Genomic DNA, 15,939 nt, shown 5'->3' on the forward strand with positions numbered 1-15,939 from the left:
CACTTCCGCGAGCCGAGCACCGCTCTCCGTGAAGCACCTCCGTCCGGGCGGAATGCCGTGGACTGTCACGCCCCGCTCGGCCCCAGATCGGGAGCGGAGTGGAGCGTCACCGCGTGCTCGTCGAGGCCGTCCAGTTCCAGCACCACGATCTCGTTCGTTCCGGGGCGCGTGATCGGCCACGGCACGTACAGCCGTCGTTGCGGGCCGCGATTCCAGTAGCGCCCGAGGCAGAAGCCGTTGACCCAGACGTAGCCCTTACCGCCGGGCACCTCGAGGTAGCCGTCCGACTGTTCGGCGAGCTCGGCGGTTCCTGCGTAGTACCGCGGCAGCGCTTGGCTGCCCGCCGTGGCTGACCAGGCAGCCGAGTCGAGCGCCGGGGGATCGCCCGGGAGGCGGTGGGCGGAGTGGTGAATGCGGTTCAGCTGCTGGATGCCGTGGAACACGCCGCCGAGCCCCTTGTGCTGCCCGAGGCGCGGGCCGTAGTTCGCGCGGCCCATCGACTCCACGATCACGGTGACCTCGGCGGGAGCTCCGACCGGAGGGAGCATCCCATCGCCGCCGCGGTCCACGATGCCGTGCAGCTCGCCGTCCACGTAGACGTGTGCGCGATCGCGCACGTCGCGCACCTCCAACGGCTCGGGCGCGCGTGGACCGGGGATGGAAAGGCGATAGGCGACCAGACCGTGGTCGACGCCGAGTTCCTCGAAGCTGGCCGGCACGGGGGACGAGCCGAGGTCCTCGAAGACGACCTCGGCGGTCCGGGTGAGCGCGACCCGCTGCTCCGGCATCAGCGGAGGCAGCGTGGGGAGGGGCGGCAGCTCGGCTGCGGGCCGTGCCCGAGCGAAGAGTTCGCGGAAGGCGACGAACTTCTCGGTCGGAGCCCCGCGCTCGTCGAGGGGCGCGTCGTAGTCGTAGCTGGTGACGGTCGGGAGGAATGCGTCGACGCCGTCGAGCAGGTGGTGGTTCGCGCCCGCCCCCGTGCCGAAGTTGGTGCCGCCGTGCGCCATGTACAGGTTGACGGATGCGCCGGCGTCGAGGATCCCGGACAGCGCGGCCGTCGCCGAGCCCACGTCGCGTGTCACGCGCGGGGCGCCCCAGTGGTCGAACCAGCCGTTCCAGAACTCCATGCAGAACGGCTCGTCGTCCGGGCGGTGCATGGCGAGCGCGGCGAATGCCGAGGCGGGATTCGAGCCGAAGTTCACGGTGGCGCGGATGCCGGGCACCGTCCCGCCGGTCAGCATGATGTCCGTCGGGCCGTCGCTGGTCACCAGCGGGACGGTCACGCCGCGCTCACGCAGCCCGTCAGCCAGGGCGGCCAGGTATTCGGCGTCGGTGCCGAACGAGCCGTACTCGTTCTCCACCTGCACCATCGAGAGGGCGGGATGCCCGGCGAACCGCGGGACCACCGCGTCCAGGTAGCGCCGCACCGGCTCCAAGAACACCGGATGCGCCGTGCGCACGAAGCGACCCGCGCGCGCCGTCAGCCACGACGGCAGTCCGCCGTTGTCCCACTCGGCGCAGATGTACGGCCCCGGCCGCACGATCACACGCAGGCCCTCCTCGGCCGCCGCGTCGAGATACCGTTCGATGTCGTCGAGCCGCCGCCAGTCGCCCTCGACGGGTTCGTGCACGTTCCAGGCCAGGTAGGTCTCGACGGTGTCGAGGCCCATCGCGTGCAGCGAGCGCAGACGGTGCGACCACTGCTCGGGGAGCGTGCGGAAGTAGTGGGCGGCGCCCGAGTAGACGGGTGTCGTTTCGGTCATGGGTATCCTCACATCTTCATCGCGCCGGCCGAGAGGTCGGCACGCCAGAACTTCTGCAACCCGAAGAACGCGATGATCAGCGGGATGGTCGAGAGCAGCGCGCCGGTGATGACCAGGTTGTAGTTCATCTGGCTGGGCTGGCTGTTCAGGAAGTACAGGCCGAGGGTCACGGGCCACAGCGAGTTGTCGGTGAGCGTCACCATCGGCAGGAAGAAGTTGTTCCAGATCCCGACGAACGAGAACAGGAAGACCGTGATGAGCGCAGGCGACATGATGCGCAGGGAGATCGTGAAGAAGATCCGCAGGTCGCCGGCGCCGTCGACGCGCGCCGCCGCGATGAGGTCGTCCGAGATGGAGTCCTTGGCGTAGATGCGCGAGAGGAAGACGCCGAACGGGCTGACCACGCTCGGGATGAGCACGGCCCAGATGGTGTTGATGATGCCCAGCTGCGAGAACAGCAGATACAGCGGGATGACCAACAGCGCGGCCGGCAGGAGCACGGAGGCGAGAATGGCGACGAAGATCGCCTCCCGCCCGCGGAACTCGTATTTGGCGAGCACATAGCCCGCCGCCGCGCTGAACAGCGTCGCCCCCGCTGCGCCGACCCCGGCGTAGAGGAAGGTGTTGAGCAGCCAGCGCCCGAACAGCCCGTCCTGGGTGGTCAGGATGTCGCGGATGTTGTCGAACAGCGCGAACCCGTTCGCGAACCACAACGGCGGACTGCCGAACAGCTGCGTGCTCGATTTCGTCGCCGAAACGATCAGCCACCAGATCGGCAGCAGGAAGTACACCGCGCCGAGCAGCAGTACGCCGCGCAGCAGGATCTTGTTGACGGATGCCCGCATCAGTTGGCCGCCTTCCGTGCGGTCATCGCGCCGGAGAGACGCATGAAGCCGAACGACAGCACGGCCGTCCCGAGGGCGAGGAGCACGGCCATCGCCGCCGCGAGACCGTAGTCGTTGAGTGAGAACGCGACGTTCTGCACGGTCATGTTCGGCGTGTAGTTGGCGTCGATCGCGGAGGAGAACGGCCGGAGCAGCATCGGCTCGTTGTAGAGCTGGACCGTTCCGATGATCGAGAAGACGCCGGTGAGGGTGAGGGCCGGTGCGACGAGCGGGATCTTGATGCTCCACGCGGTGCGGATGGGGCCGGCGCCGTCCATGGACGCCGCCTCGTACAGCTCCCGCGGGACCGCCTTGAGCGCCGAGTAGATGATGATCATGTTGTAGCCGGTCCAGGTCCAGGTGATGATGTTGGCCATCGACCACAGGATCGTGCCGCCCGACAGGAAGTCGAGGTTCACCCCGAGCGGTTGCAGCGCACGGACGAACGGGCTGGTGCCTCCCAGGTAGAGGAAGGCCCAGAGGATCGCCGCGATCACGCCCGGCACCGCGTACGGCAGGAATGACACGAGCCGCATGAAGGCGGCGAACCGGTTGGCGAGCGCGTCGATCGCGAGCGCGAGCAGCAGTGCGATCACGAGCATGAGCGGCACCTGCACGACGCCGAGCAGGAGGACGCGCCAGATGCCGGAGGTGAACTCGGGCATCCCGAGCGCCTTGACGTAGTTGCCGAAGCCCGCGAAGACGCGCTCGGGGGCGCCGAAACCGAGACCGGAGCGCTTCTCGGTGAAGAAGCTCTCGTAGACCGCGTAGCAGAGCGGAATCGCGTAGGCCAGCACGTAGAGCGCCAGGAACGGCGCGAGCAGCAGCACGATGGCGCGCCATTTCGAGCGCTTCATCGCCGTGAACCCGTTTCTGCGGCGTGCGACAGGAGGCGCGGCGGGGGTGGCCGGTCGGCCGAGGGTGGTCGTCATGCTTCGTCCTCTCGGAAAGCGGACCGCCGGCCGTCGTGCGCGACGGCCGGCGGTGGTGCTCACTTGGTGCTGAGGCCCTTCGCCTTGACCGCGGCCAGGACGGCCTTCTGCGCGGCCGCGAGACCGTCGGTCAGAGTGCCCGTGCCGGTGGCGGCGCCCGTGAAGGCGTCCTTGATCGCCGAGTTGGTCTCGGTGTTCAGGGGACCGTATTGCCAATGCGGGTCGATGGTCTTCGCGTACGCGGTGAACTCCTGGAAGATCTTCTGTCCGCCGAAGAAGTCGACGCCCTTCTGCAGGGCCGGGTTCTGCTGGCCCGTGGTGGACGCCGGGAAGAGCGCTGCCTTGTCGATCAGGATGGACATCGCGTCCGTGTCGGTGCTCATCCAGTTGGCGAAGTCGACGGCACCCTGGACGTTCGTGCAGCCCTTCAGGACCGAGGTCGCGGAACCGCCGGAGGTCCCGGTGCTCTTCTGGTCGGCCGAATGGTTCGGCAGCGGCGCCACGGCCCACTTGCCCGCCGAGTCGGCGGCCGAGCCTTCGAGGATCCCAGCCCACCAGACCGGCTCGAAGGCCGTGGCGATTGTGCCGTTCTGAACCTCCTGGTACCAGTCAGGGGTGTCGGACTGCTCGACCTTCGTGGTCTTGGCGTCGAGCTGCTGCTGCCAGACTGCGGCGACCTGGCGGGTGGCCGGGGAGTCCACGGTCACCTTCCAGGCGTCGCCCTCTGTGGAGAAGAACGTGCCGCCTGCCTGCTGCGCGAACGATCCCCAGCCGCTGGCGGAGGAGGGGTCGTACGAGCTCAGGTAGGTGTTCGGGTCGGCCGCGTGCACCTGCGCCGCCTGCTTCACGAACTCATCCCAGGTGGCCGCAGGCGTGATCCCGAACTTCTTGTACACGTCGGTGCGATAGAACATCCCCATCGGGGCGGTGTCGACGGGGATGCCGTACACGCCGCCGCCGACCTTCATCGCCGAGCGCACCGAAGCGCTGTAGTCGGAGTCGTACTTCGCCGATTCCTTGGAGATGTCGACGAGCATCCCGTCGAGCACGAAGCTCGGGATGGACTCGTTGCCGACCTGCGCGAGGCACGGGCCGTTGCCCGCCTTCACCGCCGCCTGCATCTTCGTGTAGCCGCCGGCGCTGCCGGAGGCGATGGTCTGGAACTTCACCTTCTGGTCGTGCGTCTTGTTCCAGAGGGCGGCGGCCTCCTTGTAACCGGGCGCCCAGCCCCAGAACTCGATCGGAGACGAGGTGTCGGAACTCTGGCCGCCCGAGGCGCAGCCGGAGAGTCCGGCGGCCGCGACCGCCACGGTCGCCAGGGCGGCGAGCGTGCGCAGGGTGGATCGTCTGGGGAGCTTCATCGCTGTTTCCTTCACTGAGAGGGGAGCGGCGCACGTTTGCAAGATAAACGTTTAGCCATTGGTGTGGAACAATACATCGTGAGTGTCGGCCGGTCAACGCGCATCGGTGGACCAACGGCGGTCGATGTGGGAGGTAGTGATGGCTGACGACGGCGAGGGGGCACGGCGTCCCACCGTGCACGAGGTCGCCAGGGAGGCGGGGGTCTCCATCGCGACCGTGTCGTACGTGCTGGCCGATCGGCCGGTGCGTCCGGGCGGCGGGCGGCGGTACTCGATCGCGACGGAAGCGCGGGTGAAGGCCGCGGCCGACCGTCTCCGGTACCGGCCGAACCCGTCGGCGCAGGCCGTCCGCACCGGGCGCACCGGCGTGGTCCAGCTCTCGCTGCACATGCTGAGCGACCCGTGGGCGCTCGCCGTCGCCGACAGCGTGAACACCGCGGCGAAGGCGCGCGGGCTGACGACCATGATCCTCGCCGACGGGGACTGGTCGGATGCGCTGGAGCGCCAGCCCACCGACGTCGCCTTCATCGACATCGTGCCAGGAGCGGCCGACGCACCGGAGCGGCTGGCGCGCCTGGTGGAGCGCGGCCAGCGCCTGGTCGTGTTCAGTGACACGCTGGAGCCGGCAGGGTTCGACGTGGTCCGCTCGGCCGCCGTCCCCGGCTGCTACCTGGCGGTGGAGCACCTGCTGCAGGGCCACACGCAGATCGGCTGTCTGACCGCGAGCAGCGCCAGGCATGCCGTCGGCCCGAGCCGGTACACGCCGTACGTGGAGCTGCTGACGGCAGCAGGCCACGAGGTGCGGGACGACTGGGTCGAGGAGTTCACCGACTCCAATGAGAGCGCCTATCTGGCCGCGTCGCAGCTGCTCTCCCGTCCCGATCGGCCGACCGCCATCTACGCCACGACCGACTTCGCGGCCCTCGCCGCCGTGAACGCGGCGCACCGGCTGGGGCTGCGCGTGCCCGAGGACGTCGCCATCATCGGCGTCGGGAACACGCTCGCGGGCGAGCACAGCGACCCGACCCTGAGCACGGTCGGACCGTCGAAGTTCTACGAGAGGGTGGCCGAGATCATCGTGGCGAAAGCGCTGGAGACCGAACCAGACGGCGGGACGCTGCACGACTTCCCGTGGTCGCTGATCGTCCGCGCCTCCACGTCCGGGAAGGCGGCCGCGTGATGGCCGGCTGGTCGTTCGTCGTCTCCGACGCGCTGGAGAAGGTGCTCCCCGAGGCGGAGCCGCGCCCGCTCGATGCTCGGCTCGGGCCGATCGCGTTCGCGGGCGAGACGGTCGCCTTCCAGGTGGCGCTGCGGCCTCCTGCGACGCGGTCGCTCACCCCGATCGGCCGCGTCTGCGCGGAGGTCAGCGTCAGCGGACCGGCGACCGCGCGCGCGTTCCGCGTCGAGCTGGTGCCCGTGTCGCTCCCTGCATTCCCCGTCCACGACGACGGCTATCTACGCGACGCGCCAGGCCTCTACCCCGACCTGCTGCGGCCGATCGAACCCGGCGAGGCGTTCGTTCCGCTCCTCGCCGGGTGGTCGTCGGTGTGGATCGAGGTGACGCCGCTGACGGACGCCGACCGAGATGCCGCGGTGACCGTCGTGCTCCGCTCCGAGTCGACGGGAGAGCCGCTGTTCGAGCACACCCAACGCGTCGAGGTCGTGGCGGAGACGCTCCCGGAGCTCGGCATCGTCCACACCGAGTGGCTGCACGCAGACGCGCTCGCCGACCACTACCGCGTCGAGGTGTTCTCCCCGGAGCACTGGCGCATCCTCGAGGCGTTCCTCGCCGAATCGCGCGGGATCGGCATGAACACGGTGCTGACCCCGGCGTGGACGCCGCCCATCGACACCGCTGTCGGCCATTACCGCACCCCTGTGCAGCTCCTCGACATCGAGGAGCGGGACGGACGGTTCGTGTTCGGTTTCGAGCGCCTGGAGCGATGGCTGGAGCTGTGCCGCACCGTCGGCATCCGCAATGTGGAGCTGCCGCATTTCTTCACGCAGTGGGGTGCAGCCAGCACGCCGGCCTTCCTGGTGCGCTCGGAGGGCGGCGACGTCCGCCGCCGATTCGGCTGGGACACCCCCGCCGATGCCCCGGAATATCGCGCGTTCCTGGAGCAGCTGGTGCCGGCGCTCCGGCGCTTCCTCGACGATGCCTGGGGTCTGGACCGCGTGTTCTTCCACGTCTCCGACGAGCCGACCGCGGCCGATCGTGCCGGGTACGGCCGGGCGCGGGAAGTCGTCGCCGACCTGCTCGAGGGATGCACCGTCATCGACGCGCTGAGCGAGGTGGAGCTGGTCCGCTCCGGTCTCGTCGACGATCCCGTCGTCGCGTCGGACGCCGTGCACGCGTTCGCCGACGCGGGCTTCCCGCCGCCGTGGGTCTACTACTGCGTGACCCAGCAGGATGCGGTGTCCAACCGCTTCATCGCTCAGCCGACCGCGCGCACCCGGGCCATCGGCGCGCAGCTGTTCGCCGGAGGGCACCCCGGCTTCCTGCACTGGGGGCTCACGTTCTACTACGACCAGCACAGCCGGCGTCTGATCGACCCGTTCGCGGACACCAGCGCGGGCGGCGCGTATCCGGGCGGCGACCCGTTCCTGCTCTACCCGGGCGAGGGCGGCCGGCCGTGGCGGTCGATCCGTTTCCGCGCCATCGCGGACGCGATGGACGACCACCGCACGCTCACGCTCGCGGAACGGCGGCTGGGGCGCGAGGCCGTTCTCCGGGTGCTCGAGGCCGAGGGCGGCTGGCCGATGGACCATTGGCCCCGCGACCCCGAGGCCATCCTGCGCGTGCGTCGAACGCTGATCGACGCCCTGCGGGCGGCGTAGCTACCCCGCCGCTCGCCGCACCACCTCCGCGAGCCGCTCCCACGCCGCATCCGTCGGCTCGATGAGCGCGTACGACGTCGGCCAGAGACCGCTCGCGTCGTCCAGCGCCGCCTCTGCGCTCACGCCGAAGGTCGAGTACCGCGTCTTGTCGAGTTGCCCGCTGCGGAAGAACACCACCACCTTGCCACCGCGCGCGTAGCCGGGCTGGCCGTAGTAGAGCTTGGGGGAGAGCTCTGGCGCGACCTCCGCGACGAGCGCGTGGAGGTGTTCCGCCAGTTCGCGGTCGCCGTCGGGCATCTCGGCGATCTTCGTGAGCACGTCGGCCGCCTCTGCGGCGGCCTTCTCGGCTCCCTTCGCGCGCTTGGCCTCCGCCTTCAGTTCGGCGGCGCGTTGCTTGATGGCGGCTCGCTCCTGGGCGGAGAAGGCGCCGGGTTCTGGTGTGTCGGTCATGCCCCCATCTTCCCGGCAACGTATCCGTTCGGGGAGGCGCCTGCTCCCCGGCGTACAGTGTTCCTCGTGACCGAGGAGACACCCATCGCCTACACCGTCCTGCAGAAGGGCACCCCCGTCTTCACCTCCGACGGCATCGAGATCGGCCGGGTGGAGCACGTGCTGCAGGATCCTTCGCTCGACCTCTTCGACGGGCTCGCGGTGAAGACAGGCACGGGGCTGCGGTTCGTGGATGCTGACCGGGTCGGGGGTATCACCGCGGCGGCCGTGCAGACCACACTCACCGACGAGGAAGCGCGCTCCCTGCCCGAACCTCAGGGCAGCGAGGTGCTCGACGCCGATCCGGACGAGTACGGCGGCAACGGGCTCAGTGCGTGGTTCGGGCGGATGTTCCTGCGGGAGCACTGGATGCGCCGCAAGGACTGAGGCGGTCAGCCCTGGCCGACTGGCGCGTAGAGCATCATCGGCGTGCCGTTCGCCTCGCACGCCTTCTTCACCTCGGCCAGCGCAGCCACGAAATCCGCGCCGTGCGGGTCGAACGTCGCCCCCTGGACCGTCGGTGGTGAGGTCTTGACCGCCTCCTGGAGGTTCCATACCTCCGACTGCATGCCGGCCTGCGAGTTGCGGCGGAGCCCCATGAGCGTGTTCGTCGTCGTGTTGATCACCGCCGCGTAACCGGAGGGGTCCGTCTGGCCGTCGTGCTGTTCGATGGCCGTGTCCTCGAGCGACGTGTCCAACGATCCGAGCACGGCGCAGGTGAGGGCGATCGATGCGTCGCTGTGCGGGGTCGGTGCGGCCGTGGCGTGCGGGGATTCGGACCGGGTGGGCGCAGCCGAGCCGGTCGCGCTGCAGCCGGCGACAATCGCGCCGAACAGCAGCGCCCCGCCGAGCGCCGCAGTGACTTTCAGATGGAGCGGTCGTCTCATCGGGTTCACCCTTCCAACAGGTCGAGGCGGATCACCTTGCGCACGGCGTCGATCCGGGAGGCGGCGCCGAGTTTGGCGTAGATGTTCGTGGTGTGGCGTTTGACCGTGCCCTCCGTGATGTTCAGGCGTGCGCCGATCTCGCGGTTGGTGTACGCCTGCGCGATCATCCTGATCACTTCGAGTTCACGGTCGGTGAGGATGCCGGCCGCAGGGGCGGGGGCCGCGGCGGAGGCGGACGCCCGCGCCGGCTCCGCCGCGACGATCAGCTCGATGAGCGCGCGCTCGTCGATGTTCTTCGACACGAACGCCGAGGCACCGGCACGCAGCAACTGTCGTTGGAGCACCGCGTCGGTGTGCATCGTCAGGACGACCACCGCTGTCCCCGGTGAGCGGCGGCGGACCGTGCTGATCGTTCGCTCGGCCGACCCGCCGGGCATCTCCACGTCGAGCAGCAGCACGTCCGGGTGGAGGCTCTCGACGAGCGCGATCGCCTCCGGGCCGTCGCCGGCCTCCCCGACGACGGTCACGTCGCGCTCGATGAGGCCGCGCACGCCGGTGCGGAACAGGGCGTGATCGTCCGCGAGCACGATCGTGCGCTTCGCGGTCGCGCTCTTCACAGGCGCGCTCCCGGTCGGGAGATCGTCAGGGTCACGGTGGACCCGGAACCCGGCGTGCTGTCGATCGTCAGTTCGGCGCCGATGAGCTCCGCGCGTTCCTGCGCGGCGATGAGCCCGAGCGCGCCCGGCCGGATTCGGTCGCGCTCGAACCCGATCCCGTCGTCGGAGACGGAGATGATCAGGCGGTCGACCAGCCAATGCGAGTCCAATCGGATGCGGTCGGCCCTGGAGTGGCGGCGCGCGTTGTGGACGACCTCCCTGACGATGATGAACGCCTCCTCCTGCACGCCGGTGGGGAGCGACCGGGCCGTGCCGTAGCTGTGTGCGTCCACGAGAGGAGGCTCGGGGCTCAGATCGGCCACATAGTCGCGGATCGCCTCGTCGAGGTGTTTGTCTCCGACGGAGTGCCGCAGATCCAGTGCCAGGGAACGTGTCTCGACGAGCGCTGATTCCAGCAGCCGGAGCGCCTCATCGATGCGCTCGGGCGACGCATCGTCCCGCTGGCGGCTGAGGTGGATGCGCTGAATGCCCGCGGCGATGCCGTGGGCGACGCGGTCGTGCAACTCGCGCGAGATCCCCAGCCGTTCCTCGCTGTGGGCGACGGCGAGACGCTCGATGAGCACGTCGACATAGTTCAGGGAGGCCGGCACGACCTCGCCCATGATGGCGGCGTTCAGTGCTCTGGCGACCTCCGCCGGGTCGAGGCCCGACGACACGAGCTCGGTGAACGCGAGGTCGAACAGCAGCGTGGCCGCGGTGAGGCTGTCCGCGGGGTGGATGTTCTGCCTGGCTCGCGCACCGCCGACGCCCGAGCCGTGCGGCGTGGTCCGGCCGCCGGTGGGCGTGCCGTGTGGGCCGGCAGCTGGGCCGGCAGCTGGGCCGGCGTCTGGGCCGGCATCGGTGCCGGCGAGACCGGCGACCCCGAGGCGGTCGTACGTGCCGCGAAGCACGACCCGCACCTGCGCTCGGAGCTGGGCCGCGACGACGGGGTCGGTCGCCAACGCGGAGCCGCGAGAGCGGAGCGCCCGGATCAGGTCGTCGGCGATGCGGGCGCCGACGACCGGCGACGCGTCGTCGACGTCCCCCTGGTGCGCACTCGGAACCACAGCATCCATCATGGCTCCCCGCGCGGCCGATCGGTGGGAACAGGGATGTGACCTTCGTTACATTCCCTGTTCGCGCGCGGCATTCGTAGGCTCTTCGTGTGCGTCGCGTCGGGGGAGCGCGGGTCAAGTCCGGGGGTGTGGTGTATCGGTCGTCGTGTGATTCCTCGTGTCGTGGTCAGGCTGTGAGGGCTCGGAGGTCGGGTTCGATCACCTCCTCGGTGACGGGTTCGCCGACGCGGCGGGCTGCGGCGATGGCGTCGAGTCCGAGGTAGCGGCGCTGCTCGGCCCATTCGTCGTGCTGCTCGGCGAGGACGGCGCCGACGAGGCGGATGATCGCGTCGCGGTTGGGGAAGATCCCGACGACGTCGGTGCGGCGGCGGATCTCGCGGTTGAGTCGTTCGTTGGGATTGTTGGACCAGATCTGCCGCCAGATCGACTTGTCGAACACGGTGAACGCGAGGATCTCCTCCCGCGCGGCCTCGAGGTGCTCGAACGACCGGGGCAGCTTGTGTTCGAGGGCGTCGAGGACCCGGTCGAACTGGGCATGCACGGACTCCTTGTCGGGCTGGTCGAAGATCGTGCCCAACAGGGTCTTCACCCATGGCCACGAGCTCTTCGGCGTCACCGACATCAGGTTGGCGGCGTAGTGGGTGCGGCAGCGTTGCCAGGCCGCGCCGGGCAGGTTCGCCGCGATCGCCTCGACCAGGCCCTGGTGGGCGTCGGAGGTGACCAGGCGCACCCCGCTCAGGCCGCGGGCGACGAGGTCGGCGAAGAAGCTGCTCCAGGCGGCGCCCGTCTCGCTCGTCGCGACCCGCAGGCCGAGGACTTCGCGGCGGCCGTCGGCGTTCACCCCGGTCGCGACCAGCACGACCGCGTTGATCACCCGGCCGCCCTCGCGGACCTTCATGGTCAGGGCGTCGGCGGCGACGAACGTGAACGGGCCCGCATCCAGTGGGCGGTGCCGAAACTGGTCGACGTGCTCGTCGAGGTCTCGTGCCATCTCCGATACCTGCGACTTCGACAGCCCGGTGATCCCGAGCGTCTTCACCAGATCATCCATCCGCCGGGTCGAGACCCCGAGGAGGTAGCTGGTGGCCACCACTGTGGTCAGCGCGGCCTCCGCCCGGCGGCGACGTTCGAGCAGCCATTCCGGGAAGTAGGTCCCTTGCCGCAGCTTCGGGATCTTCACGTCGATGGTGCCGGTGCGGGTGTCGAAGTCACGGTGCCGGTAACCGTTGCGGCGGTTCACTCGGTCGGAGCTGACCGTGCCGTAGGCGGCACCGCAGACCTGATCGGCGTCCGCGGACAGCAGCTGGTTGATGAACGTGCCGAGCATCTCCCGCAGCAGGTCGGGAGACGCCTGCGCGAGGTGGTCTTCGAGGAAACGGGCAGGGTCGATATCGTGGGGTGCGACGGTCATCGTCGGGGTCCTTTCGAGACGGATGTGAAGAGTTCTCTCGAAGAATCACGCGGTGACCGTCGCTACGTCCGCAGCGACACGGTCACCCGATCCATACACCACCCTGCCGGACGCAACCGGAGCGCGACGCTCGGGTGGCAGGTGCGCGGGGGCCCTGCCACCCCGGATCCCCGCGGCCCAGCGGTGTGCGACCACAATTGGTGGGCGACACCGCGCACAGCAACCTCATAGACTCGTCGCCATGTTCGTCTTCTACCTGATCACGTTCGCGTTCTTCGTCGTGGCCCTCCTGGATGTCATCCTGCGCCGGGACGACCAGATCAAGCATCTGCCCAAGATCACGTGGGTGTTCATCGTCATCCTGCTGCCGCTGATCGGCGCGATCCTGTGGTTCGCGATCGGGAGGGAGTACGAGTCGTCTCCGCGCCCTCGGCGCCCCGCGCGGACGACGAGCAGCCAGGCGAACGCTCACGCGCCGTACGCGTCGAGCACGGAGGCGCAGCTCGCCGCGCTCGAGCACGAGATCGAGCTGGCCGAGCGGGACAAGCGCATCCGGGAGCTGGAGGAGCAGATGCGCCGGCAGTCGGAGGGGGAGACGGCGTAGCGGTGCCGCTCGGAGCCGCGCCGGCCGGCTGAAATTCAGTATTGCCGTGGCCGATCCTGCCTGCCACACTTTCTCGCGGGCGCAGCGCGATGAGGCGCTGCCGATCCAGAGGGAGGGCGAGGATGCCTCTGTGGATGGGAATGGCCGCGACGCCGTCAGCCGCGGACTCGGCACTGCCGCCCGGGATCCCGTGGTGGGTGCCGATCGCTGCGCTGCTCGTCATCATGGTGCTGGCGTTCGGCGGTCTGCTCGTCTACGGGTGGCCGAGCGACACGAACGAGAAACGCGCAGCCAACAGCGTCGTCCGCGCCTGGATCTCCGTGACCCTGATCGCTGCGCTGCTCATCCTGGCGGGCCTCACGCTCGGTGGCACGGACTCCAATCTGCGCAACGTTCTGATCGGCGGCATCGTCGCATCGGCGAGCACCGCGGTCGCCTTCTACTTCGCGACCAAGGCGAACGAGGCGGCCAACGCGAATGTCCTGAAGGCGGCAGGGATCGACGGCGACACGGGGGCGAAGCCTCCGCTGTCGCTGAGCCAGATCGCTGCTCCCGGGCTGTCGACTCCTCCCGCCGTCGGAGACACGATCACCTACCATTTCAAGATCACGAACAACGGCGCCGACACGGTCACCGATGTCTCGCTCACCGACTCACTGCAATCCCCGAGCGCGATCACCTTCGTCTGGCCGACGCCGGCGTCGCCAGGAGTCCTCAAGAGCGGCGAGAGCGCGACCGCTTCCGCGACGTACACAGTCGCCGCGGCGGACCTGACAGCGAAGTCCGTCTCCACTCGCACCTTCGCGACGGGGATGCCACCGTCGGGCAAGCAGATCGTCTCGGCGCCCGAGGACTCCGTGACGAAGCTCGCGTGACGACACGGGCCGGCCGCTACTCCTGGAACACCCCCAGCATCCGCTCCCGGTTGTCGCCGAGCGCTCGCTCGCACCCGGACGAGCAATGCACGTCCTGCGGCGCCGTGCGGAACCCGGTCTGACCGGGGGTGCCGAGCATCTTGACCGTGCCGTCCATGCGCTTTCCGCAGATCGGGCAACTGGCCGAACGCAATTCGATCCTGATCGCCATGTGCCCACGGTAAGCCCGATTCTGACCCCCGAATGTGGGCCACGCTGCGGCGTGTGAGATCGATCGGGGATCGGCGTTGCCGTAGACACCGGAATCCTCATCTGACGCCGGCGTCGCGCGCCCTGGCGCCGTCACCGGCTCGCGGGCGCCACGGCGTGTCGCCCATTCTGGTGGAGGACGGGCGACACCGCGGAAACGTAGGCTGACCGCGTGACCTACGCTCCACCACTGCTGCCCCCGAGCGGCTGGTATCCCGACCCCTACGACCAGCGGATGCTGCGGTGGTGGAGCGGCGCCGAATGGACGGCTTACACCTATCCGGTCGTGCCCGTGCCTGTTCCCGTGCCCGCCCCGAAGCGGCGCGAGCCCCGCAAGTGGCTCGGCCGGTTCGGCGGGTGGATCATCGGGGCGGCCAGCCTGGGGATCTGGTTGTGGGTGTTCGGCTTCAGCCTCCTGTTCGCCGCGATCGCGCCGCACCTGCACGACGCGGGTCCGAGAGTGGTCTCGCCGTTCCTCCTGCTGACCGGCGCCGCGACCGTCGCCGTCGCGATCATCTACACGATGGCGTACAAGCTGCGCCCCGACGACAAGCTCTCCGTGCCCCGCCTCCTCCTCATCGCCGGACTGGGCGGCCTCGCGTCGACGCTGGTGGCGGCCCCGGCCAACACGCTGATCGACATCGCCAGCGGCGGGACCTCGACCCACCCCAGCGAGCTTTCGCTGATCCTGGCCGGAGTGGTCGAGGAGACCGCCAAGCTCGGCGCCGTGCTGCTCCTGGCCTGGAAGCTGCCGGTGAAGGACGCCAGGATCGGTCTCTTCGTCGGCGGTGCCGTCGGTCTCGGCTTCAGCGTGATCGAGAACGTCGGGTACCTGCTGGACGCGTTCGCCCGCGGCCAGGATGCCGACGGCAACGGCCTCGGCCTCTTCATCGGCGTGACGATCGGTCGCCAGCTGACGGGGCCGTTCCTGCACCCGGTGTTCTCGGCGCTGCTCGCCGCAGCGGTATTCTCCGCGGCACGCCAGGGGCGCTTCCGCCTGTCGGTCGGTGCTGTCCTGGCGTACCTCGGCGTCGTCGCGGCCCACGGCGGCTTCGACGGGTTCATCGGGCTGATGCAGAGCCTGCCGGTGAGCCCCGTGGCGCGAGGCAGCCTCCTGTTGCTGTTCGAGTTCGTGTTCGTCGCCGCGAGCGGTGTCACGTGGCTGCTCATCGCCCGGCGCATCCGGCGGACGGGGCGGGCGGCGCCGGTCGAGGGCGAGCCGGCGGCGCACCCGGTCTGACGGCCCCGGCCCGCCGCCCAGCCGCCCTGCCCGATCGGTCAGCTCCCGTCGCGCAGATCGCCGAGGGTGCGGCGTTCGAAGCGGAGCTGGTCGAAGGCGACCTCGCAGCCGTCGCCCACCGGGCTCTGCGCCTCGAAGCCGAGGCGGGCCGGCTCGTCGGTGTCGAGCGTGAACGCCCGCGCGAACCGCCACGAGCGCCCGTCGGTCGAGGCGTGGAACGCGAACATGCGTCCGACGCGGGACACGCGCAGCCACACGCTGTCGCCGTCGACGACCTCGCCGTTGGCGTCGTCGGAGGTACCGCGGGTGACCACGGAGACCACCATGCGCTCACCGGCGGGCGAGCGTTCGAAGCACAGCTTCGCCCAGTGCAGCTCGTCGACCCAGACGAGCAGGACGCCGGCATCGAAGGTGTCGCGGAAGCCGACCGACACCCGGGCTGACAGGACGACGTCGCCCGCGCCGGGATCGCCGAGCGCCGTGACCGCGTTGAGCATCGACTCCGCCGCCACTCCCGAGGTCCCGCTCGGGTCGATGAAGAGGTCGGTTCGCGCAGGCGCGATCGCGGTCACCCGGTCGGTGCCGATCCGCCAGACGGTCGGGTCGGAGGGCTCGAGTGCGAGGTCGAAGGCATCGGTCACCCCACCACCCTGCCAGCTCGCAGCACCGAGACG

At 69.6% G+C, this 15,939-nt stretch carries 17 protein-coding genes; 6 read left to right on the forward strand and 11 right to left on the reverse strand.

Translation table 11 applies throughout. The features are described 5' to 3' along the window. Positions 1 to 65 precede the first annotated feature (65 nt). Genes JNB50_RS00650 through JNB50_RS00665 form a run of 4 tightly spaced genes read right to left on the reverse strand, consistent with a single transcriptional unit; the run spans position 66 to position 4,940 of the window. A complete protein-coding gene (locus tag JNB50_RS00650; RefSeq protein ID WP_208038185.1) occupies positions 66 to 1,763 on the reverse strand; it encodes a beta-galactosidase in 1,698 nt (565 codons plus the stop codon). An 8-nt stretch (positions 1,764 to 1,771) separates the two neighbouring features. Further along, positions 1,772 to 2,608 carry a carbohydrate ABC transporter permease gene (locus JNB50_RS00655; protein ID WP_243767848.1) on the reverse strand — a complete coding sequence of 279 codons (837 nt, stop codon included), beginning with the start codon at positions 2,606 to 2,608 and terminating at the stop codon, positions 1,772 to 1,774. Continuing rightward, complete coding sequence (locus tag JNB50_RS00660; RefSeq protein ID WP_208038186.1) at positions 2,608 to 3,579, reverse strand: carbohydrate ABC transporter permease; 972 nt, start codon at positions 3,577 to 3,579, stop codon at positions 2,608 to 2,610. The genes JNB50_RS00655 and JNB50_RS00660 overlap by 1 nt, the downstream gene beginning before the upstream one ends. A gap of 59 nt (positions 3,580 to 3,638) precedes the next feature. Further along, complete coding sequence (locus JNB50_RS00665) at positions 3,639 to 4,940, reverse strand: ABC transporter substrate-binding protein (RefSeq protein ID WP_208038187.1); 1,302 nt, start codon at positions 4,938 to 4,940, stop codon at positions 3,639 to 3,641. Positions 4,941 to 5,079: 139 nt separating this feature from the next. Here JNB50_RS00665 and JNB50_RS00670 point away from each other — a divergent pair, with 139 nt between their 5' ends. Next, positions 5,080 to 6,120, forward strand: a complete 1,041-nt coding sequence (locus JNB50_RS00670) for a LacI family DNA-binding transcriptional regulator (RefSeq protein ID WP_208038188.1) — start codon at positions 5,080 to 5,082, stop codon at positions 6,118 to 6,120. Continuing rightward, entirely contained in the window at positions 6,120 to 7,778 is a 1,659-nt protein-coding gene (locus tag JNB50_RS00675) for a DUF4091 domain-containing protein (protein WP_208038189.1), read from the forward strand. The genes JNB50_RS00670 and JNB50_RS00675 overlap by 1 nt, the downstream gene beginning before the upstream one ends. Here the strand turns inward: JNB50_RS00675 and JNB50_RS00680 are convergent, their stop codons facing one another. Further along, a complete protein-coding gene (locus JNB50_RS00680; protein WP_208038190.1) occupies positions 7,779 to 8,228 on the reverse strand; it encodes a DUF1801 domain-containing protein in 450 nt (149 codons plus the stop codon). Positions 8,229 to 8,294: 66 nt separating this feature from the next. On the opposite strand from JNB50_RS00680, the gene JNB50_RS00685 reads away from it, so the two are divergent. After that, entirely contained in the window at positions 8,295 to 8,654 is a 360-nt protein-coding gene (locus JNB50_RS00685; RefSeq protein ID WP_208038191.1) for a PRC-barrel domain-containing protein, read from the forward strand. A 5-nt stretch (positions 8,655 to 8,659) separates the two neighbouring features. On the opposite strand, the gene JNB50_RS00690 is transcribed toward JNB50_RS00685, so the two are convergent. The 4 genes from JNB50_RS00690 to JNB50_RS00705 all read right to left on the reverse strand — a co-directional run bounded on the left by JNB50_RS00690 (position 8,660) and on the right by JNB50_RS00705 (position 12,297). Continuing rightward, positions 8,660 to 9,154: a hypothetical protein gene (locus JNB50_RS00690; protein WP_208038192.1), complete on the reverse strand. Its 495-nt coding sequence runs from the start codon at positions 9,152 to 9,154 to the stop codon at positions 8,660 to 8,662. 5 nt (positions 9,155 to 9,159) lie between these two features. After that, positions 9,160 to 9,771 (reverse strand): response regulator transcription factor, encoded by a 612-nt coding sequence (locus tag JNB50_RS25695; RefSeq protein ID WP_307794544.1) that lies wholly within the window; start codon positions 9,769 to 9,771, stop codon positions 9,160 to 9,162. Continuing rightward, positions 9,768 to 10,889, reverse strand: coding sequence for a sensor histidine kinase (locus JNB50_RS00700; RefSeq protein ID WP_243767849.1), 1,122 nt, complete (start codon positions 10,887 to 10,889; stop codon positions 9,768 to 9,770). Before JNB50_RS00700 ends, JNB50_RS25695 begins: the two co-directional genes overlap by 4 nt. A 163-nt stretch (positions 10,890 to 11,052) precedes the next feature. After that, entirely contained in the window at positions 11,053 to 12,297 is a 1,245-nt protein-coding gene (locus JNB50_RS00705) for an IS256 family transposase (protein ID WP_208038193.1), read from the reverse strand. 241 nt (positions 12,298 to 12,538) lie between these two features. Here JNB50_RS00705 and JNB50_RS00710 point away from each other — a divergent pair, with 241 nt between their 5' ends. Together JNB50_RS00710 and JNB50_RS00715 are read left to right on the forward strand one after the other, a co-directional pair. Continuing rightward, entirely contained in the window at positions 12,539 to 12,901 is a 363-nt protein-coding gene (locus JNB50_RS00710) for a PLD nuclease N-terminal domain-containing protein (RefSeq protein ID WP_208038194.1), read from the forward strand. Between the two features lie 122 nt (positions 12,902 to 13,023). Next, entirely contained in the window at positions 13,024 to 13,776 is a 753-nt protein-coding gene (locus tag JNB50_RS00715; protein ID WP_208038195.1) for a DUF11 domain-containing protein, read from the forward strand. A gap of 16 nt (positions 13,777 to 13,792) precedes the next feature. Here the strand turns inward: JNB50_RS00715 and JNB50_RS00720 are convergent, their stop codons facing one another. After that, on the reverse strand, positions 13,793 to 13,987 hold the full coding sequence (locus JNB50_RS00720; protein ID WP_208038196.1) for a hypothetical protein: 195 nt from the start codon (positions 13,985 to 13,987) through the stop codon (positions 13,793 to 13,795). A 210-nt stretch (positions 13,988 to 14,197) separates the two neighbouring features. On the opposite strand from JNB50_RS00720, the gene JNB50_RS00725 reads away from it, so the two are divergent. Beyond that, positions 14,198 to 15,265 carry a PrsW family glutamic-type intramembrane protease gene (locus JNB50_RS00725; protein WP_307794545.1) on the forward strand — a complete coding sequence of 356 codons (1,068 nt, stop codon included), beginning with the start codon at positions 14,198 to 14,200 and terminating at the stop codon, positions 15,263 to 15,265. Positions 15,266 to 15,303: 38 nt separating this feature from the next. On the opposite strand, the gene JNB50_RS00730 is transcribed toward JNB50_RS00725, so the two are convergent. Continuing rightward, a complete protein-coding gene (locus tag JNB50_RS00730) occupies positions 15,304 to 15,906 on the reverse strand; it encodes a DUF1349 domain-containing protein (protein WP_208038197.1) in 603 nt (200 codons plus the stop codon). Positions 15,907 to 15,939 lie beyond the last annotated feature (33 nt).

It is taken from the genome of Leifsonia sp. TF02-11, assembly GCF_017565305.1.
Lineage (GTDB): Bacteria > Actinomycetota > Actinomycetes > Actinomycetales > Microbacteriaceae > Leifsonia.

Coding starts and splice junctions, on each gene's coding strand:
- JNB50_RS00680 (WP_208038190.1), bottom strand. CDS start 8,228: ATGACCGACACACCAGAACCCGGCGCCTTCTCCGCCCAGGAGCGAGCC.
- JNB50_RS00705 (WP_208038193.1), bottom strand. CDS start 12,297: ATGACCGTCGCACCCCACGATATCGACCCTGCCCGTTTCCTCGAAGAC.
- JNB50_RS00690 (WP_208038192.1), bottom strand. CDS start 9,154: ATGAGACGACCGCTCCATCTGAAAGTCACTGCGGCGCTCGGCGGGGCG.
- JNB50_RS00675 (WP_208038189.1), top strand. CDS start 6,120: ATGGCCGGCTGGTCGTTCGTCGTCTCCGACGCGCTGGAGAAGGTGCTC.
- JNB50_RS00650 (WP_208038185.1), bottom strand. CDS start 1,763: ATGACCGAAACGACACCCGTCTACTCGGGCGCCGCCCACTACTTCCGC.
- JNB50_RS00670 (WP_208038188.1), top strand. CDS start 5,080: ATGGCTGACGACGGCGAGGGGGCACGGCGTCCCACCGTGCACGAGGTC.
- JNB50_RS00715 (WP_208038195.1), top strand. CDS start 13,024: ATGCCTCTGTGGATGGGAATGGCCGCGACGCCGTCAGCCGCGGACTCG.
- JNB50_RS00700 (WP_243767849.1), bottom strand. CDS start 10,889: ATGATGGATGCTGTGGTTCCGAGTGCGCACCAGGGGGACGTCGACGAC.
- JNB50_RS00665 (WP_208038187.1), bottom strand. CDS start 4,940: ATGAAGCTCCCCAGACGATCCACCCTGCGCACGCTCGCCGCCCTGGCG.
- JNB50_RS00660 (WP_208038186.1), bottom strand. CDS start 3,579: ATGACGACCACCCTCGGCCGACCGGCCACCCCCGCCGCGCCTCCTGTC.
- JNB50_RS00655 (WP_243767848.1), bottom strand. CDS start 2,608: ATGCGGGCATCCGTCAACAAGATCCTGCTGCGCGGCGTACTGCTGCTC.
- JNB50_RS00720 (WP_208038196.1), bottom strand. CDS start 13,987: ATGGCGATCAGGATCGAATTGCGTTCGGCCAGTTGCCCGATCTGCGGA.
- JNB50_RS00710 (WP_208038194.1), top strand. CDS start 12,539: ATGTTCGTCTTCTACCTGATCACGTTCGCGTTCTTCGTCGTGGCCCTC.